Consider the following 15,138-nt stretch of genomic DNA (forward strand, 5'->3'; position numbering starts at 1 on the left):
ACTCCTGTTGAAGAGACTTCCCCCATCTACGAGGAGGCCGGACGATGAAGGCGGGAACCGCGGTCGTCCTCGGACCCGGCGGACCCGTCGGCACGGCGTGGCTGGCCGGACTCGCCGCGGGACTCCGGCGTGAAGGCGTGGACCTGGGAGCGGCCGACCTGATCGTGGGAACGTCGGCCGGCGCCATCGTGGGGGCGATCCTGGCCGTTGGCGGAGACCTGGAACGGCTCGCCGCGCTGCCCGCGCCGGCCGATCCCGGCGACGGCGCACGCCCCGCGCCACCGAGACCCGACCCGCGGAGACTCGCGGAGGTGTTCGCGACGCTCGGCGACACCGGGCTCGACCGGACCGAGGCCCTACGCCGCGTCGGCCGGCTCGCGCTCGCCGCCTCGACCGGCGACGAGGGCGCCGCCGTGGCCCGCATGCGGTCCGTGATCGGCTCCGCGGAATGGCCGGACCGGGCGCTCCGGATCCCGGCGGTGGACGCCGAGACGGGCGAGGCGGTGGTCTGGGACCGGCACGGCTCCGCGTCGCTGCCCGAGGCCGTGGCGGCCAGCACGGCGTTCCCCGCGACCGCGCCGCCGATCACCGTCGACGGGCGGCGCTACATCGACGGGGCTCTCCGGAACGGCACCAACCTCGACCTGGCCGCCGACGCGAGCCTGCTGATCGTGGCCGAGCCGATGGCGCACATGCACGGCACGAACGACGTCGCGGCGGAGGGAGTCGTGCGGCTGGTTCCGGACGCCGAGGCGATCGAGGCGTTCGGCCCGGACCTGAGCGACCGCGCCGCCTGGGCACCGGCCTATCAGGCGGGCCTCAGGCAGGCCCCGGACGCCGTCAAGACGTTGAGAGCGCACTCGGCGATCACGTGACCGGACCCCGAAAACCGACGTCAGGTCCCGCACGTCCGGGAGAACGCAGGGACCTCATGGAGGGGCTGCGCCTGTACTGACCGCCGGGGCCTTCCCACAGTCACAGTCCGTCAGCGGGCCCGCAGGGGCGCGAGGCCGTCGAAGACGACGGCGAGCATCCGGTCTCGCACCTCCTCCCCGAGGTGGGTGCGCGCAGAGGCTTGCGACGTGGCCACGAGCAGGGCGTACACCTCGGGCAGTTCGACGTCGTCCCGGACGGCGCCGGCGCGCTGGGCCTGCTGGAGCAGGACGCCGACCGCTCGGCGCAGTCCGGCTGACGCCTGGGCCGCGTCGCCGCCGTCGTCGCCACCGGCTTCGAGCAGGGCCTCCCCTATGGCGATCTTGCCGGGCGCGTCGGTGACGAGGTTGCGGAAGAAGCCGAAGAACGCCGTGCCCGGGTCCGTGGCGTCGAACAGCGATTCGGCCCGCTCGCGCAGGCGGTGGAAGCGCTGCGCGAGAACGGCTTCCAGCAACACCGCCTTGGTGGGGAAGTGACGGAAGACCGTGGCGATGCCGACGCCGGCCAGGCGGGCCACCTCCTCGGTGGACGCGGACCGGCCGCCCTTGCCGAAGACCTCTTCGGCGACGGTCAGGATCCGCTCGCGGTTGGTTCGCGCGTCAGCGCGGCGCGGCCCTCTGCCGCCCGTCTCTCGGTCCGTGCTCATCGCACCTTCACTCGCATGCCGCTATCCGAAGTCGCGACTCCGTATAATCGGAGTCCGCACTTCGGATAGTACGTGGAGAGTGACATGTCCCAGGTCCTCAGCCCCCGAGAGGTCTTCCTCGCGCTCGTGAACGGCGTCGCGGAGGGCCGCTGGAACGAGCTGCCCGAGCTGTACGCGGAGCAGACCCATGTCGAGCACCCGTTCCACCCGCTTCGCGCCGCCGCGCTCCGCACCCGCGACGAGCTGCGAGAACACTTCAGGCCGACCGGCGCCGGCCCCACGCTGCGGCGCCGGGCGACCAACATCACGATCCACGAGACGACCGACCCCGAGGTCATCGTCGCCGAGTTCGAGTACCAGGGAACCGTCGAGGAGACCGGGGAGCCCTTCACCATGCCCGGGATCTTCGTGCTCCGGGTACGCGACGGCGAGATCGTCAGCTCCCGCGACTACTTCGACCACGTCACAGCCGCCCGGGTCCGCGGGCAGTTCGACGCGCTCGTCGCAGCCGTGCGGGCGGACGGCAGCACTCCGGCCTAGCCAGGCCGACCGAGCCGTCCGCCTCCCGCGGGCGCGCAGCCCAGGCGGCGGTATCTGCCGGGGGCCATGCCGTACTCGCGTTTGAAGGCATTGGCGAAGGCGAACTCCGAGCCGTAGCCCACCGCGGCGGCGATCTCGCTCAGCGCGGCGTCGGAGTCGCGCAGCATGCGCGCGGCCGTGCCCAGCCGCCACCAGGTCAGATAGGTCAACGGCGGCTGCCCGACGAACTGGGCGAACCGGCGGGAGAACGCCGCGCGCGACAACCCGGCGCGGCGGCCGAGCGACTCCACGGTCCACGGGTGGGCGGGATCGCCGTGGATGCCGTCGAGCGCGGCGGCGACGGCCGGGTCGGCCAGCGCGGCGGCCCAGCCGCCGACCGTGCAGTGCTCCGTCGAGACGTCGAACCAGGCACGCAGGATGTACAGCAGCAGCATGTCCAGCAGCGCCGACACCACCATGTCGGCTCCCGGCCGCGGGTTCTCGATCTCCTTGCCGAGCAGCTCGACGGCGGCACGCAGCTCGGGGTTGTGCCCCAGCCGTGCCGGCAGGTGGATCATCTCGGGCAGCCCTCTGAGCAGCGGATGCGCCCGGCTGGAGTCGAGCCGGTAGCCGCCGCAGAGCGTCACCGTGACAGGCCCCGTGCCCTCCATGGAGGCCGAGGCGAACAGCTCGGCGTCGACATGGGGATCGCATTCGGGCGGCGCGATGGGACTGGTGAGCGAGTCGGCCAGCGCGTAGCCGTGCCCGTGGGGGAAGAACAGCACGTCGCCCGGCCCGACCGGGATCGGCTCGCCCTCCGGCGGTATCGCCCAGCACGAGCCCTGCAGGACCACCTGGAAACCCGCCGAGCCGGGCGCCGACGGGAACCGCTGCCCCCAGGGCGCGGCCCACGCGACACGCGCCGAGCGCGGCACTCCCATGCGCATGGAGGCGACCACGTCGCTCAGCACGTCCACAACGCGAGTCTAACGCGGGAGACGATCGCGTATGAATCACGGACACAAACGCATTGGCCGCCTCTTCCGGGACTTCTAAGGTCAATGCCATGACAAGAGTCCTGGTCAGCGGGGCGACCGGCACGATCGGCCGTCCCCTGGTGAACCACCTCGACGACGCGGGCGCCGACGTCCGCACGGTGACGAGGCAACTGACCGACCCGGTCGCGCTGCGGGCGGCGCTCGACGGTGTCGACGCGGTGTTCCTGCTGTGGCCGTTCGCCTCGGCCGAGGGCGCCCGCGAGGTGCTGGAACTGATCGGGGCCAGGCGGGTGGTCTACCTGTCCTCGGCCGCCGCCCGGCCGCACGAGGTCGAGATCGAGCGCCTGGTCGCCGGGACCGCCCGGGAGTGGACGGTGCTGCGCCCGCACGCGTTCGCGGCCAACAGCCTGCGGTGGGCCGAGCAGATCCGGGCGGGCGTCGTCCGGCAGCCGTACGGCGACGCGGTGTTCTCCCCCGTCCACGAGCGGGACGTCGCGGCCGTCGCGGCGCGCGCGCTGCTCGACGAGGGGCACCACGGCGCGGTCTACACGCTGACCGGCCCCCGGCCGCTGACCCAGCGGGAGCAGGCGCGGGCGATCGGCGCCGCGATCGGCCGGGAGGTGCGGTGGGAGGAGGAACCCCCGGAGGAGGCCAGGCTGCGGCTGCTCGGGCTGGGATGGCCCGAGCCGGCCGTGGACGGCATGCTGCGCGCTCTCGCCGAGCCCGGCCCGGCCACCGCGACCGTCGAGGAGGTCACCGGAGCGCCCGCGAGCACGTTCGAGACGTGGGCGAGCGAGCACGCCGCGGACTTCCTCGGCACCATGCGGGCCGCCCGCGTCCACGAGTACGGCGACGCCTCGGTCATCTCGCTGGAGGAGGTGCCGGTGCCGAGGCCCGGCCCGGGCGAGGTGCTCATCAGGGTGGCCGCGACGTCGTTCAACCCCTCGGAGGTCGGCCTGCGGATGGGCCTGCTGCACGACGTGCTCGGCGTCACGCTGCCGCACACGCTCGGCTGGGACGTCGCGGGCACCGTGGTCACCGGGGCGGGCGACCTCGCCCCCGGCGACCGGGTGATCGGGCTCATCGACGGGGCGGCGGCCGAGTACGCGGTCGCCAAGGCGAGCGTGCTGACCAGGGCGCCGGAGCGGATCCCGCTGGCGGACGCGGCCGCCGTGCCGGTGGCCGGACTCACCGCGTGGCAGGCGGTCTTCGAGCACGCCCGCATCGGCCCCGGCAGCCGGGTGCTCATCAACGGGGCCGGCGGCGGCGTCGGGCTGTTCGCCGTGCAACTGGCCAAGCACGCGGGCGCGTACGTGGTGGCGACCGCGAGCCCGCGCAGCGCCGCCGCCGTACGGGCGCTGGGCGCCGACGAGGTCGTGGACTACACCACCGCTCCCCTGCCGGGCGGCAACGACGTGTTGATCAACCTGGTGGCCGGCGTGCCCGACTCGGTGACGGTGCTGGCCGAGGAGTTCGTCTCGATCACCCAGCCGATCGAGCACCCGCGCGCCGTCCGGTTCGTGGCCCGCCACGACCCCGGCCGGCTGGCCGAGCTCGTGGCGCTGATCGACAAGGGCGTGGTGGACGTCACGGCGGAGGCGCGACCGCTGGAGGCCCTGGCGGACCTGCACCGGGCCGCCGAGCGCGGCGCGATCCGCGGAAAAGTCATCGTGAAGGTGGAGAAATGATCAGGATTGGCATCATCCTCGGCAGCACACGGCCGGGACGCAACGGCGAGGCCGTCGCGCGCTGGGTCCACGAGCACGCGGTCAAACGCGGCGACGCGCACTACGAGCTGGTCGACCTGAAGGACTTCGACCTGCCCCACCTGGACGAACCGCTTGCCGCGGCCACTGGCGTGTACGAGCACCCGCACACCCGGACGTGGTCCGACACCGTCGCCGGCCTCGACGGCTTCGTCTTCGTGACACCCGAGTACAACCACTCGATCAGCGGCGCGCTCAAGACCGCCATCGACTTCCTGTTCGCCGAGTGGCACGACAAGGCCGCGGGCGTGGTCGGATACGGCGTCAGCGGCGGGGTGCGCGCGGCCGAGCACCTGCGGCAGGTGCTCGGCCAGGTCAAGGTGGCCGACGTGCAGGCGGGCGTGGAACTGCTGATGCACGCCGACTTCGAGGGCTTCACCGTCTTCAAGCCCGCCGCGCACCAGGAGGACATGCTGGGCAGGCTGCTCGACCAGGTCGTCTCCTGGAGCACGGCGCTGCGACCGCTCAGAACGTGACTTCGCCGCTCGGCCATGGGAGCCGCAACGGAGTGTCGCAGCCGGCCGGCTTCGACGACTGCAGTCCTACGCTGGATCGCCACGCGCGCAGTAAGGTCCGGGTGTGGAGACGACACCCCCAGCACCCCGCGTCCTCGTGATCGGCCTCGACCCGTATCGGATCCCCGGCTCCTGGGACCCGAAGCCGGTGGCCGACGCGATCGAGGTCGGCATGGCACGCTTCGCCGAGCACGGCGTCGGCGTCGAGACCTGTCTGTTCGGCCTCGACGGCAGCGACGACGTGGAAACGCTCGTCAGCGATGCCCTGCGCGCGCGAGCTTGGGAATGCGTCGTCATCGGCGGCGGCGTGCGGAAGGCCGAGGACCTGCTTGAGTTGTTCGAGCAGGTCGTCAACCTCGTCCGACGACACGCTCCCGACGCGGCGATCGCGTTCAACAGCAACCCGACCGACACCTTCGAGGCGGCCGCCCGCTGGATCGGCGCTCCCGGGCCGGGCGGTTCCGGCTGACCAGGCCGGCGCCTGATGAGACGCCCGGGTTCGAGCCGGCGATGTCAGACCTTGGGCGTCTCATACGAGGAGACAGCTCCAAGATGTTCGCGGGCCTCTCTCACCTCCGGCACGTTCCGCCATTGAGCCGTTCCGCGCATGATCTCCTGAACGCGCTGATTCACCCGCGCGGATGAGACGAACGGCACTGCCCGGGTGAGCAACGTCATGCGATCAGCAGCAAGGCCCGGGTCGGCAGCTCCGATCGCCGTCTGTACCTGCCGACCGATGTACTGGGCACGGAAGAGCGGGGAGTACTCGCCGATCTCATCCGCCGCCCGCCGGAGAAGGGCGCCCGCCTCCTCGTAACGGCCGAGCCGGTTCAGGCCGATCGCGACATCTCCCACCGTGGCCGCCTGGGCGAACCGCGACAAGCCATCGACCTGCAACGCCCTTTCGAGGGTTTCTCTCGCCGCGTCGCCGTGCTCGGGTACGCGGGCCAGCGAGCGCCCCAATCGCATGGTGAGAGAGGCGACGCGACTGGCGGGAAGCTCGGGAACGGCCAGTCCTCGGCGGGCGTACATGATCGCCCTGGCGGTGTCGCCACGATAGAGGGCGACACGACTCAGGCTCTCGATGGCCCGCGCCTCCGCCTTGGCGTCCGCGGCCTTGCGAGCGAGTTCCAGGGCGAGCATCCCGGTACGCTCAGCATGCACCAGCTTCGCCGCGTCGTAGAGCACCAGCGTCACTTGGTACAGCAGTTCTGATACGGCCCGCTGAAGCCGGCGGCGAGAGATGTCTGGCACCGCACCTACGTGTGTGACATGGTTCAGAGCACGGGCTGCAAGAGGTATGCCGCCACATTCGTAGCGGTTTCGGGCAAGGCTCTCGGCAAGCTTGTCCACATAGTGAGGGTTCTGATAAGGATTCTTACTGGCAGACGGCACGAATACCAATGCGGCGGCTGTCAGGAATTCCCGGCGTTCCACGGGCTCCTCCGTTGCTGGAGACATCCGTACTTCCCAGCCGACGCGACCGAGCAACTCTATTGCTCGTCCCATTCGGGTGTCCCTGACGCCACTGGACACCTGACTGACCCATGCCTGAGACACGCCTAACTGTTGAGCAAGATCGGCTTGCGTCCATCCTCGCTGCGCCATGATCGCTTTGAGAGCGTCGGGGAGCGTGCGAATGTCCATGACATGAGCGTATAGCTGAGAGCAATCTCACCTCTATGACTCTATTGCTCTGAGCAATGCCCTTACTGGCGCAAGAAGAAACCCGCCGCGAACATGGCCCCGGTCGTAAGGCACACCGCACTCGGCGTGCAAAAAGTCGATGGAGGGCGACAATGGCAGCATCGGAGCTGCACAAGGACATCGCGCAGGCTCGTCCACGTGCCTCTCACACCGATCTGGACTCAGTAATGCGCCAAAAGAAAGCTCTCGAACGGCTAGGAGACCGCCTCGCCGGCATGGGCGTGAAGACAAGGGTGGTGTCGCGCGTTCGGCTCGTCCTGAGGTCGGGAAGCGGCACCCTCCGGGATCACATGCCGGGGATCCCGGACTACGAGCAGCCGGTTCTGGAGGTTTACGCCCCGAACCGGCACATGATCGCAAGTGCGGTCATCGGTCAACGATCCGGCTCCTACCTGGTCAGCATCCCTGCCCTTGACGATCAGCCGCAAGCGGTCAGAAGCGACGAGGCCAGTCTCAAGGCCATCAGCATCGAGATCATGCATGCCTGCCAGGCACTTCCCGGTGGGGCTTCCTCCGTGCCGGCCGCTGAGCGCACCGGCTGAAGCCCCGATGACTCTGACGGAACTCCTGGAGAAGTACGGCGACAAGTGGGAGTTCATGCCGCTGTACGTCGGCGTCGCGGCTTAGCGGAGGCACCACCTGACCTCCGTCGAACACCAGGCGGGTGGACGTTACTCGGTCGTCGGCTTCGACTGCGCCGACCTGGACGAGAAGCTCGCCAGGCAGGTCCGCATCGAGGAGGTCCGTTCCGCTTGAGCTGCGGTCCCATCCTCCCGGACGTGCGTGGGCAACGCTCGGGGGTGCAGGGGGCCGGGAGGCCCCCTGCCAAGGGGGTGTGGGGGAGCTGGGCTCCCCCACTGTCACAGCCCGAGCCCCGCGCGCGAAGCGCGGCCCTTGCGAGGACCTTGCTGTTGAGCCCCAGACCTGGAGCCCTCGATCCGGGGCCGGGCCTAGTCGTCGCCCTCGACGCGCATCACGCTGGCCACCGCGCGGACGATGTCGAGGTCGCGCAGCGCCTTCATCGTCGCCGTCAGCGCCGCGTCCGTCGCCCGGTGGGTGACGATGACGAGCTGCGCGTCGTCGCCGTGGCCCTCCTGGCGCACGGTCTGGATGGAGACGTCGTGGGCCGCGAACAGCTCCGCGACGCGCGCGAGCACGCCCGGCTTGTCGGCCACGTCGAGGGCCACGTGGCAGCGCGTGACCGTCTCGCCCATCGGGTGGACGCGCAGCGAGGCGTACGTGGACTCCTCCGGCCCGCGCGTGCCGGCCAGGCGGTTGCGGGCCACGGCCACCAGGTCGCCGAGCACGGCGGAGGCGGTCGGCGCGCCACCGGCGCCCTTGCCGTAGAACATGAGCTGCCCGGCCGACTCGGCCTCCACGAACACCGCGTTGTACGCCTCGCGCACCCCCGCCAGCGGGTGGGTCCGCGGGATCATCGCCGGGTGGACGCGCACGCCGACGGAACGGCCGTCGTCGGAGCGGGCGCAGATGGCCAGCAGCTTGATGACGTAGCCCATGGCCTTGGCCGAGGCGACGTCGGTGGCGGTGATCTCGGTGATGCCCTCGCGGTGCACGTCGGCGGCCGTGACGCGGCTGTGGAAGGCGAGCCCGGCCAGGATGGCGGCCTTGGCGGCGGCATCGAAGCCCTCGACGTCGGCCGTGGGGTCGGCCTCGGCGTAGCCGAGCGTCTGGGCCTCCTCCAGGGCGTCGGTGAAGGACGCGCCGGTGGAGTCCATCTTGTCGAGGATGTAGTTGGTGGTGCCGTTGACGATGCCGAGCACGCGCTGCACCCGGTCGCCGGCCAGCGACTCGCGCAGCGGGCGCAGCAGCGGGATGGCCCCGGCGACGCTGGCCTCGAAGTACAGGTCGCCGTTGCCGGCGCGGGCCGCCTCGTGCAGGGTGGCGCCGTCCTCGGCCAGCAGCGCCTTGTTGGCGGTGACCACGGACTTGCCGCGGTTGAGCGCCGCCACGATGAGCGAGCGGGCCGGCTCGATGCCGCCGATCACCTCGACGACGATGTCGATGTCGTCGCGGGTGACCAGCGCCTCGGCGTCGGTGGTGAGCAGTTCGGGGGCGACGTCCACGTCGCGCTTGCGGCCCAGGCGCCGCACGGCGACCCCGGCCAGCTCCAGCGGGGCGCCGACGCGGGCGGCCAGGTCGCCGTCCTGCTCGTCAAGCAGGCGGATGACCTGGGAGCCGACGACGCCGCAGCCCAGCAACGCGACTTTCAGCGGTTTCACAGCTGCCCCTTCGGCTTTCACAGCTGCCCCCTCAACAGGTCGTCCTCGGTCTCGCCCCGCACGATCACGCGGGCCGCGCCGTCGGCGACGGCGACCACGGCGGGCTTGGGCAGGTAGTTGTAGTTGCTGGCCAGCGAGCGGCAGTAGGCGCCGGTCGCGGCGACGGCCAGCAGGTCGCCCGGCGCGAGGTCGGACGGCAGGAAGCAGTCGCGGACGACGATGTCGCCGCTCTCGCAGTGCTTGCCGACGACGCGGCTGAGCATGGGCTCGGCCGTGCTCGCGCGGCTGGCGAGGGTGACCGTGTAGTCGGCGCCGTACAGGGCGGTGCGCACGTTGTCGCTCATGCCGCCGTCGACGCTCACGTACGTGCGCAGCCCCTCGACGTCCTTGACGGTGCCGACCTCGTAGAGGGTGACGCCGCCGGGGCCGACGATCGCGCGGCCCGGCTCGACCGTGAGGCGGGGCACGGGCAGGCCGGCGTCCTCGCACACCTTGGTGACGATCTCGCGCAGGCCGTCGGCGATCTCCTTGACGTCGGGCGCCTCGTCGTCCTCGACGTACGCGATGCCGTAGCCGCCGCCGAGGTCGAGCTCGGGCAGGACCACGCCGTGCTCGTCCTTGATCTGCACGAGCAGGCCGGCCAGGCGGCGGGCGGCCACCTCGAAGCCGGCCGTGTCGACGATCTGCGAGCCGATGTGCGAGTGCAGGCCGACGAGCTCCAGGGACGGCAGCGCGAGGATGCGGCGCACGGCCTCGGCGGCGGCGCCGGCGCTCAGCGACAGGCCGAACTTCTGGTCGTCGTGGGCCGTGGCGATGAACTCGTGGGTGTGGGCCTCGACGCCCGTGGTGACGCGGATCATCACCTTGGGCCGCTTGCCGTGCCGCTCGGCCAGGTGCCCGAGCCGGGCGATCTCCTCGTAGGAGTCGACCACGATACGGCCGACGCCCACCTCCAGGGCGCGGGTCAGCTCGGCGACGGACTTGTTGTTGCCGTGCATGGTGATGCGCTCGGGCGGGAAGCCCACGCTGAGCGCCACGGCCAGCTCGCCGCCGCTGGCCACGTCGAGGCCGAGGCCCTCGTCGTGCAGCCAGCGGACGATCTCCCTGCACAGGAACGCCTTGCCCGCGTAGTGGACGTCGGAGCCGGCGAACGCGGTGACGTAGTCGCGCATGCGCGCGCGCACGTCGTGCTCGTCCAGGACGAACAGCGGCGTGCCGTGCTCGCGGGCGAGGTCGCGGACGTCGACGTGACCGATCGTGAGCGTGCCGTCGGTCCGCCCGGACGTTCGCGGCCAGATCGCGGGGTTGATCCGGTTGAGGTCGGCGGGCGGGAGCGGCGGGCGCTCGTGCGGCAGCATCTCGGCGTGCCGGTCCCCTGCGGGATGGGCGAATCGACTCACCCGATCGAGGCTATCGGAACAGTCCAGCCCCCAGGACCGGCTGACCACGTATCGAGACGCGATCACCCCGCAGAAGCTAAATTTTTACGATTCTTCTTCATTTCGCCGGATATTTTGTGATCGCTCCAGAGGGATCCGGTCAGAGGCGGTCCGGGCCCGGCAGAACGTCCGCCACCGCCCGCGCCAGCCGCACGCGCGCCGTGTGCAGCGGCGCCGGCTCCTCGTCCCCCACCGGCAGGACCGGCGCCAGCTCGTACGCGTCGTGGTAGGCCATCGCCAGCCGCACCGCGTACGCCGACCACGCGCCTCCCATCCGGTCCCCCTTGGCCAGCCGCCCGGGCAGCTCGGCGAGGACCCGCAGCACCGCCCGGTCGCGCGGATCGCCGAGCAGCTCCGCCCGGAACCCCTCCTCCGGCACCCCGAGGTCGCGCGCCCGGCGCCGCACCGCCACGGCCCGCGCGTGCCCGTAACGCACGGCGAAGCCGGGGTTGTCCCAGGTGCGCGGGAAATCGGGCCACGGGTCGGGCAGGGACAGCGGCCCGACCGTCTCGACCAGCCGCCCGGGCACCTCGACGACGATCCGCAGGAACCCGTTCGGCCGCTCCTCCACGGCCGCCACCCCCTCGACGGCGCGCGCCCGCGCGGCCAGCCCGGCGGCGGGCACGCCCAGCCGGCGCGCGGCGGCCGACAGGTAGGCGGCCTCGCGCTCCCAGGTGCCCTCGGGGGCCGGCGCCTCCCCGAGCACCTCGGCCAGCCGCTGCTCAGGCGTCACGCCGCCAAGCCTAGGACGCTCAGATGAGCGCGTGCGGCTCCGCCGAGCCGTACTCGACCAGGTGGGCGGCGCCCAGCAGCCAGCGGTCCTCGTCGCGCACCCGTACGTACCCGAAACGGTCGGCCGAGAAGACCTTGACCCCGTCGGCGCGGCAGCGGCGCATGAGCACGTCGTCCCAGCCGTCGGTGAGGTCGGCGAAGCCGAGCTGGCGCAGGGTGTTGCGGCGGGCCAGCAGCGTGGCGCCGGCCACCTCCGGCAGGTACGTGTACTCGGCCTCGGGCTGCTTGAGCAGCGTGGCCTGCGGCTTGCGCAGGTGGGTGTAGTAGGCGGCCTTGCCGACGATGTCGGCCGTGCTGAACAGGAACGCGCGGCGCAGGTCGGCGAGGTAGTGCATGCCGTAGACGTCGCGCGGGTCCATGACGCCCACGAGGTCGGCCTCGCACAGGTCGAGGCCGCGGCCGAGCATGGCCCCCGCCGACAGCGACGGGTCGAGGTGGCGGAAGACGACCTCGACGTCGGGCACGACGTCGGCGGCGCGCTGCTCGGCCTCGGGCGGCCCGAACACGATGAGCTGGGCCGGCCGCACCGACTGCCGGGCGACCTGGGCGAGCGCGTGCTCCAGCAGGAAGCGGTCGAGGATCGGCAGCAGCAGCGAGACCTCCAGGGTGGCCCGGGCGCTGGGCAGGCCGATCCGCTCCAGCAGGTCGTCGATCCGCTCGGTCATGGTGCCGCCCTCGTAGGCGCGGCGCAGGGCGACGTGGGCGCGGCGGGTGTCGGCCGTGTCGCCGATGGGGGTGCCGCAGGCGGCGATCTCCGCGAGCCGCCACGGTGGGGTGCCGGGCGGGCAGTCGACGGCGGCCGGCCAGCGGTAGGAGGTGAGCACGTCGGGGTAGGCCAGGTGGCCGGGCAGGAGCTGCTCCAGGGTGAGCACCCGGTCGATGCGCCCGCCGGACAGCGGGATGGGGTTGTGCACCCGCGGCTGGACGCCGAAGGACAGGCGCGGCCAGCCGGTGGCGGGGTCGGCGCTGAAGCGGTGCTCGAACAGCGCGGCGGCGGCCCGGTAGGGGGCCACGTCGCCGCCCGTGTGCCAGAACACCGTGCGGATGCCCCGCTCGGCGCACCAGGCGAGCAGCGCCCGCAGGCCCTCGCCGGGCTCGCCGGTGATCTCCTCGGCCCACGGGCCGCCCTTGACCGACTCGACGACGAGCAGGTGCGGCACCTCCTGCGGGAGGACCCGGGCGAAGTCGCGCGGGGTGAAGCCGGTCGTCTGCCGCCACTCGTAGCGCAGCAGCGCCTCGGCGTGCGGGTCGGCGATCACCGCGGCGGTGAGGTGGGGGCGGGTGTTGGGGCCGGTCGGTATCCGGTACGGCTTGAGCTTGAAGGAGTGGCCGCCGAGCGTGCGGGTGGAGCTGGTGGCCTGGTAGGCGGCGCCGGGACGCTCGTCCTTGGCCCGCTGGACGGCGACCGGCCGGCGCTTGGGCGCGGTGGGCCGCTTGACCGGCTTGGCCGCGCCCTTGAGGCCCTTGGCGAGCAGGACGGGGTTGCTCTTGCCGCTCCTGATGGCGTCGCCGAGGCGGTTCCAGCGGGCGACCTTGATGGAGGACAGCTTCCAGTTGGCGACCTCGGCCTGGTAGCGCTGCTCGGCGAGGTCCTTGCGCAGCTTCTCGGCGGCGGCGCGCTCGTCCGCCAGCAGCTCCTCGGCCTCGGCCAGCCGGTCGGCCAGCGCCTTGGCCTCCGCGGCGCTCCGCTCGGCCTCGGCCAGGCGCGCCTGGGCCGCGTCGAGCAGCCGGGCCAGCTCGGCCGCGTGCTCCGCCTGGGCGATCGCGTCACGCAGCGCGCGCCTCGTGCTCTCCAGCTCAGTGCTCACCAGACCTCCGTTTGCCAGCCGGGCAAAGGATACTCTTCTGCGGAAGCGTCTCGAAGGGATGAGATCCGGTGCAGTTCAACGTGCGGCCCTACGTCTGCGGCGCTCTCGGCCGGATCGACCCCGTCGTGCTGGGCAAGCTCACGGGGGCCGGGCCGCGGGTGCGGCCGGCCCTGCAGGCGAACGGGGCCGCGCTGCTCAGCTCGGCGCCGCTGCCGCCGTACCACCGCGGTGAGGGCTCGTTCGCGTTCGCCTGGGGCGAGCGCAGGCCGTCCGGCGCCCCGGAGGGCGGCTGGATGGCGGTGGCGGAGACGTACGAGACGCCGGGCCTGATCGGCGCGGGCGAGCGGGTCACGCTGCACGCCGGGGCGCTCGGCCTGGTCGACGTCTACTACGTGCGGCTGGGCGAGGCCGTCTACTTCTCGTCGCTGATCCAGCCGCTGCTGGCGCTGGTGCCGGTGGAGATCGACTGGGCGGCGTGGGCGTCGATCATCCAGGTGACGTTCCCGCTGGGCGAGGCCACGCCGTTCGCGGGGATCAGCCGGCTGCCCGGGTCGGGCGCGCTGGTCTTCGACCAGGGGCGGCTGGCCACGGAGCGGCGGCTGCCGCGCTGGCTGCGCGGCGAGCCGTACGAGACGTGGATCAGCGCCGGCGAGCTGCTGGAGATCCTGCACGAGGTCTACAAGGACTACGAGGGCCGCAGGCTGCTCGTGCCGGTCAGCGGCGGCTACGACTCGCGGCTGCTGTGCGCGGTGGCCGTGGCGCGCGGCGCCGACGTGGAGTCGTGGACGACGAGCCCGGACGACGGCACCGACACCGACATCGCGTTCGCGCGGGCGATCACGCGGGAGCTGCGCGTCCCGCACCGGGTGATCACGCAGGACCCGGCCGCCTACCCCGGCGACGCCCGCGAGGTGGCGCGCCGGCTTGAGTACCTGACGCCGCACCACGCCTGGTACGCGCCGTTCGCCAAGGAGGTCCACGGGGCCGGGCGGACGCTGATCGACGGGCTGGCGGGCGGCCCGCTGCTGAAGAACTTCATGGTCAGCGGCGCCGCGCTGGAGGCCACGTCGCAGGCGGAGCGCTCGGCCGCGGTGCTGCGCTCGCTGAGCCTGGGCGAGCCGTCGCGGCCGTTCCTGTCGCAGCGGGCGCACGAGTGGATCGAGGAGACGGTCCGGGAGCAGTTCGCCGCCGCGACCTCGATGCTCCACGGGCACCGGGCCGAGCTGCCGCTGTCGGTGCTGCACACGCGCACCGTGCGCGGCATCGCGCGCTCGGCGGTCAATCTGGTGGGGCCCGAGGCGTCGTTCGCGGCCCCGTTCATCCATCCCGACTTCTTCGACGCGGCGCTGTCGGTGGGCGTGGCCCGCAAGGACCAGGGCCGCTTCTACCGGGAGCTGCTGCACGCGGCCAACCCGCGCGTGGCGGCGCTGCCGTCCACCAACGTGGTCAAGCAGCCGCTGCAGCGGGTCCCGCTGCGCTCCACGGCCGCCCCCGCGCGGGCCTACGCGCACCAGATGCTGCAGACGGTCGCCGAGCGGGTGCCGGCGCTGCTGTCGGAGGAGCTGCACGAGGTGGTGTGGGGCGGCCCCGACGCGCTCACGCGCTTCGGCGGGTGGAACGACCGGTTCTGGGTGCGCGGCCTGGTGCTGCTGGGCCTCTGGCTGAACGACTTCGAGAGCGATCTCGGCGAGCTGGCGCCACCTTTCTAGGCATCACGCTTTCCAGATGAACGCCCGGTAACAGGACGATTACATCTCGATCTCCAGGGGTAGAAC

Annotated in this window: 14 protein-coding genes; 7 read left to right on the top strand and 7 right to left on the bottom strand. The window is 72.1% G+C overall.

Annotation, left to right across the window (positions count from 1 at the left end; translation table 11 throughout):
• Positions 1-44 precede the first annotated feature (44 nt).
• Positions 45-875 carry a patatin-like phospholipase family protein gene (locus HD595_RS07625; RefSeq protein WP_253766962.1) on the top strand — a complete coding sequence of 277 codons (831 nt, stop codon included), beginning with the start codon at positions 45-47 and terminating at the stop codon, positions 873-875.
• A gap of 110 nt (positions 876-985) precedes the next feature.
• On the opposite strand, the gene HD595_RS07630 is transcribed toward HD595_RS07625, so the two are convergent.
• Positions 986-1,579: a TetR/AcrR family transcriptional regulator gene (locus HD595_RS07630; protein ID WP_253766964.1), complete on the bottom strand. Its 594-nt coding sequence runs from the start codon at positions 1,577-1,579 to the stop codon at positions 986-988.
• An 84-nt stretch (positions 1,580-1,663) separates the two neighbouring features.
• Between HD595_RS07630 and HD595_RS07635 the strand changes: the two genes are divergently transcribed.
• Positions 1,664-2,119 (top strand): nuclear transport factor 2 family protein, encoded by a 456-nt coding sequence (locus HD595_RS07635; protein WP_253766966.1) that lies wholly within the window; start codon positions 1,664-1,666, stop codon positions 2,117-2,119.
• Here the strand turns inward: HD595_RS07635 and HD595_RS07640 are convergent.
• Positions 2,116-3,075: an AraC family transcriptional regulator gene (locus HD595_RS07640; protein WP_253766968.1), complete on the bottom strand. Its 960-nt coding sequence runs from the start codon at positions 3,073-3,075 to the stop codon at positions 2,116-2,118. The genes HD595_RS07635 and HD595_RS07640 overlap by 4 nt on opposite strands.
• An 89-nt stretch (positions 3,076-3,164) precedes the next feature.
• Between HD595_RS07640 and HD595_RS07645 the strand changes: the two genes are divergently transcribed.
• The 3 genes from HD595_RS07645 to HD595_RS07655 all read left to right on the top strand — a co-directional run bounded on the left by HD595_RS07645 (position 3,165) and on the right by HD595_RS07655 (position 5,846).
• A complete protein-coding gene (locus tag HD595_RS07645; protein WP_253766970.1) occupies positions 3,165-4,784 on the top strand; it encodes an alcohol dehydrogenase catalytic domain-containing protein in 1,620 nt (539 codons plus the stop codon).
• Entirely contained in the window at positions 4,781-5,338 is a 558-nt protein-coding gene (locus tag HD595_RS07650) for an NADPH-dependent FMN reductase (RefSeq protein WP_253766971.1), read from the top strand. Before HD595_RS07645 ends, HD595_RS07650 begins: the two co-directional genes overlap by 4 nt.
• Before the next feature lie 103 nt (positions 5,339-5,441).
• Positions 5,442-5,846, top strand: a complete 405-nt coding sequence (locus HD595_RS07655) for a 2-hydroxyacyl-CoA dehydratase family protein (protein WP_253766973.1) — start codon at positions 5,442-5,444, stop codon at positions 5,844-5,846.
• 44 nt (positions 5,847-5,890) lie between these two features.
• Here HD595_RS07655 and HD595_RS07660 read toward each other — a convergent pair whose 3' ends face one another.
• Entirely contained in the window at positions 5,891-7,024 is a 1,134-nt protein-coding gene (locus HD595_RS07660; protein ID WP_253766975.1) for a helix-turn-helix domain-containing protein, read from the bottom strand.
• Between the two features lie 152 nt (positions 7,025-7,176).
• Here HD595_RS07660 and HD595_RS07665 point away from each other — a divergent pair, with 152 nt between their 5' ends.
• Complete coding sequence (locus tag HD595_RS07665) at positions 7,177-7,626, top strand: hypothetical protein (RefSeq protein WP_253766977.1); 450 nt, start codon at positions 7,177-7,179, stop codon at positions 7,624-7,626.
• 408 nt (positions 7,627-8,034) lie between these two features.
• Here the strand turns inward: HD595_RS07665 and HD595_RS07670 are convergent, their stop codons facing one another.
• From HD595_RS07670 to HD595_RS07685, 4 genes are all read right to left on the bottom strand, one after another.
• Positions 8,035-9,324, bottom strand: coding sequence for a homoserine dehydrogenase (locus HD595_RS07670; protein ID WP_253766979.1), 1,290 nt, complete (start codon positions 9,322-9,324; stop codon positions 8,035-8,037).
• 17 nt (positions 9,325-9,341) lie between these two features.
• On the bottom strand, positions 9,342-10,724 hold the full coding sequence (gene lysA, locus HD595_RS07675) for a diaminopimelate decarboxylase (RefSeq protein ID WP_253766981.1): 1,383 nt from the start codon (positions 10,722-10,724) through the stop codon (positions 9,342-9,344).
• 139 nt (positions 10,725-10,863) lie between these two features.
• Positions 10,864-11,496 carry a DALR anticodon-binding domain-containing protein gene (locus HD595_RS07680; RefSeq protein ID WP_253766983.1) on the bottom strand — a complete coding sequence of 211 codons (633 nt, stop codon included), beginning with the start codon at positions 11,494-11,496 and terminating at the stop codon, positions 10,864-10,866.
• A gap of 19 nt (positions 11,497-11,515) precedes the next feature.
• Positions 11,516-13,363: a hypothetical protein gene (locus HD595_RS07685; RefSeq protein ID WP_253766985.1), complete on the bottom strand. Its 1,848-nt coding sequence runs from the start codon at positions 13,361-13,363 to the stop codon at positions 11,516-11,518.
• 68 nt (positions 13,364-13,431) lie between these two features.
• Here HD595_RS07685 and HD595_RS07690 point away from each other — a divergent pair, with 68 nt between their 5' ends.
• Entirely contained in the window at positions 13,432-15,072 is a 1,641-nt protein-coding gene (locus tag HD595_RS07690; RefSeq protein ID WP_253766987.1) for an asparagine synthetase B family protein, read from the top strand.
• The last annotated feature ends 66 nt before the right edge of the window (positions 15,073-15,138 follow it).

Origin of the sequence: Nonomuraea roseoviolacea subsp. carminata (assembly GCF_024172185.1) — a bacterium.
Taxonomy (GTDB): Bacteria; Actinomycetota; Actinomycetes; order Streptosporangiales; family Streptosporangiaceae; genus Nonomuraea; species Nonomuraea roseoviolacea.

Coding starts and splice junctions, on each gene's coding strand:
- HD595_RS07665 (WP_253766977.1), top strand. CDS start 7,177: ATGGCAGCATCGGAGCTGCACAAGGACATCGCGCAGGCTCGTCCACGT.
- HD595_RS07635 (WP_253766966.1), top strand. CDS start 1,664: ATGTCCCAGGTCCTCAGCCCCCGAGAGGTCTTCCTCGCGCTCGTGAAC.
- HD595_RS07645 (WP_253766970.1), top strand. CDS start 3,165: ATGACAAGAGTCCTGGTCAGCGGGGCGACCGGCACGATCGGCCGTCCC.
- HD595_RS07660 (WP_253766975.1), bottom strand. CDS start 7,024: ATGGACATTCGCACGCTCCCCGACGCTCTCAAAGCGATCATGGCGCAG.
- HD595_RS07650 (WP_253766971.1), top strand. CDS start 4,781: ATGATCAGGATTGGCATCATCCTCGGCAGCACACGGCCGGGACGCAAC.
- HD595_RS07630 (WP_253766964.1), bottom strand. CDS start 1,579: ATGAGCACGGACCGAGAGACGGGCGGCAGAGGGCCGCGCCGCGCTGAC.
- HD595_RS07625 (WP_253766962.1), top strand. CDS start 45: ATGAAGGCGGGAACCGCGGTCGTCCTCGGACCCGGCGGACCCGTCGGC.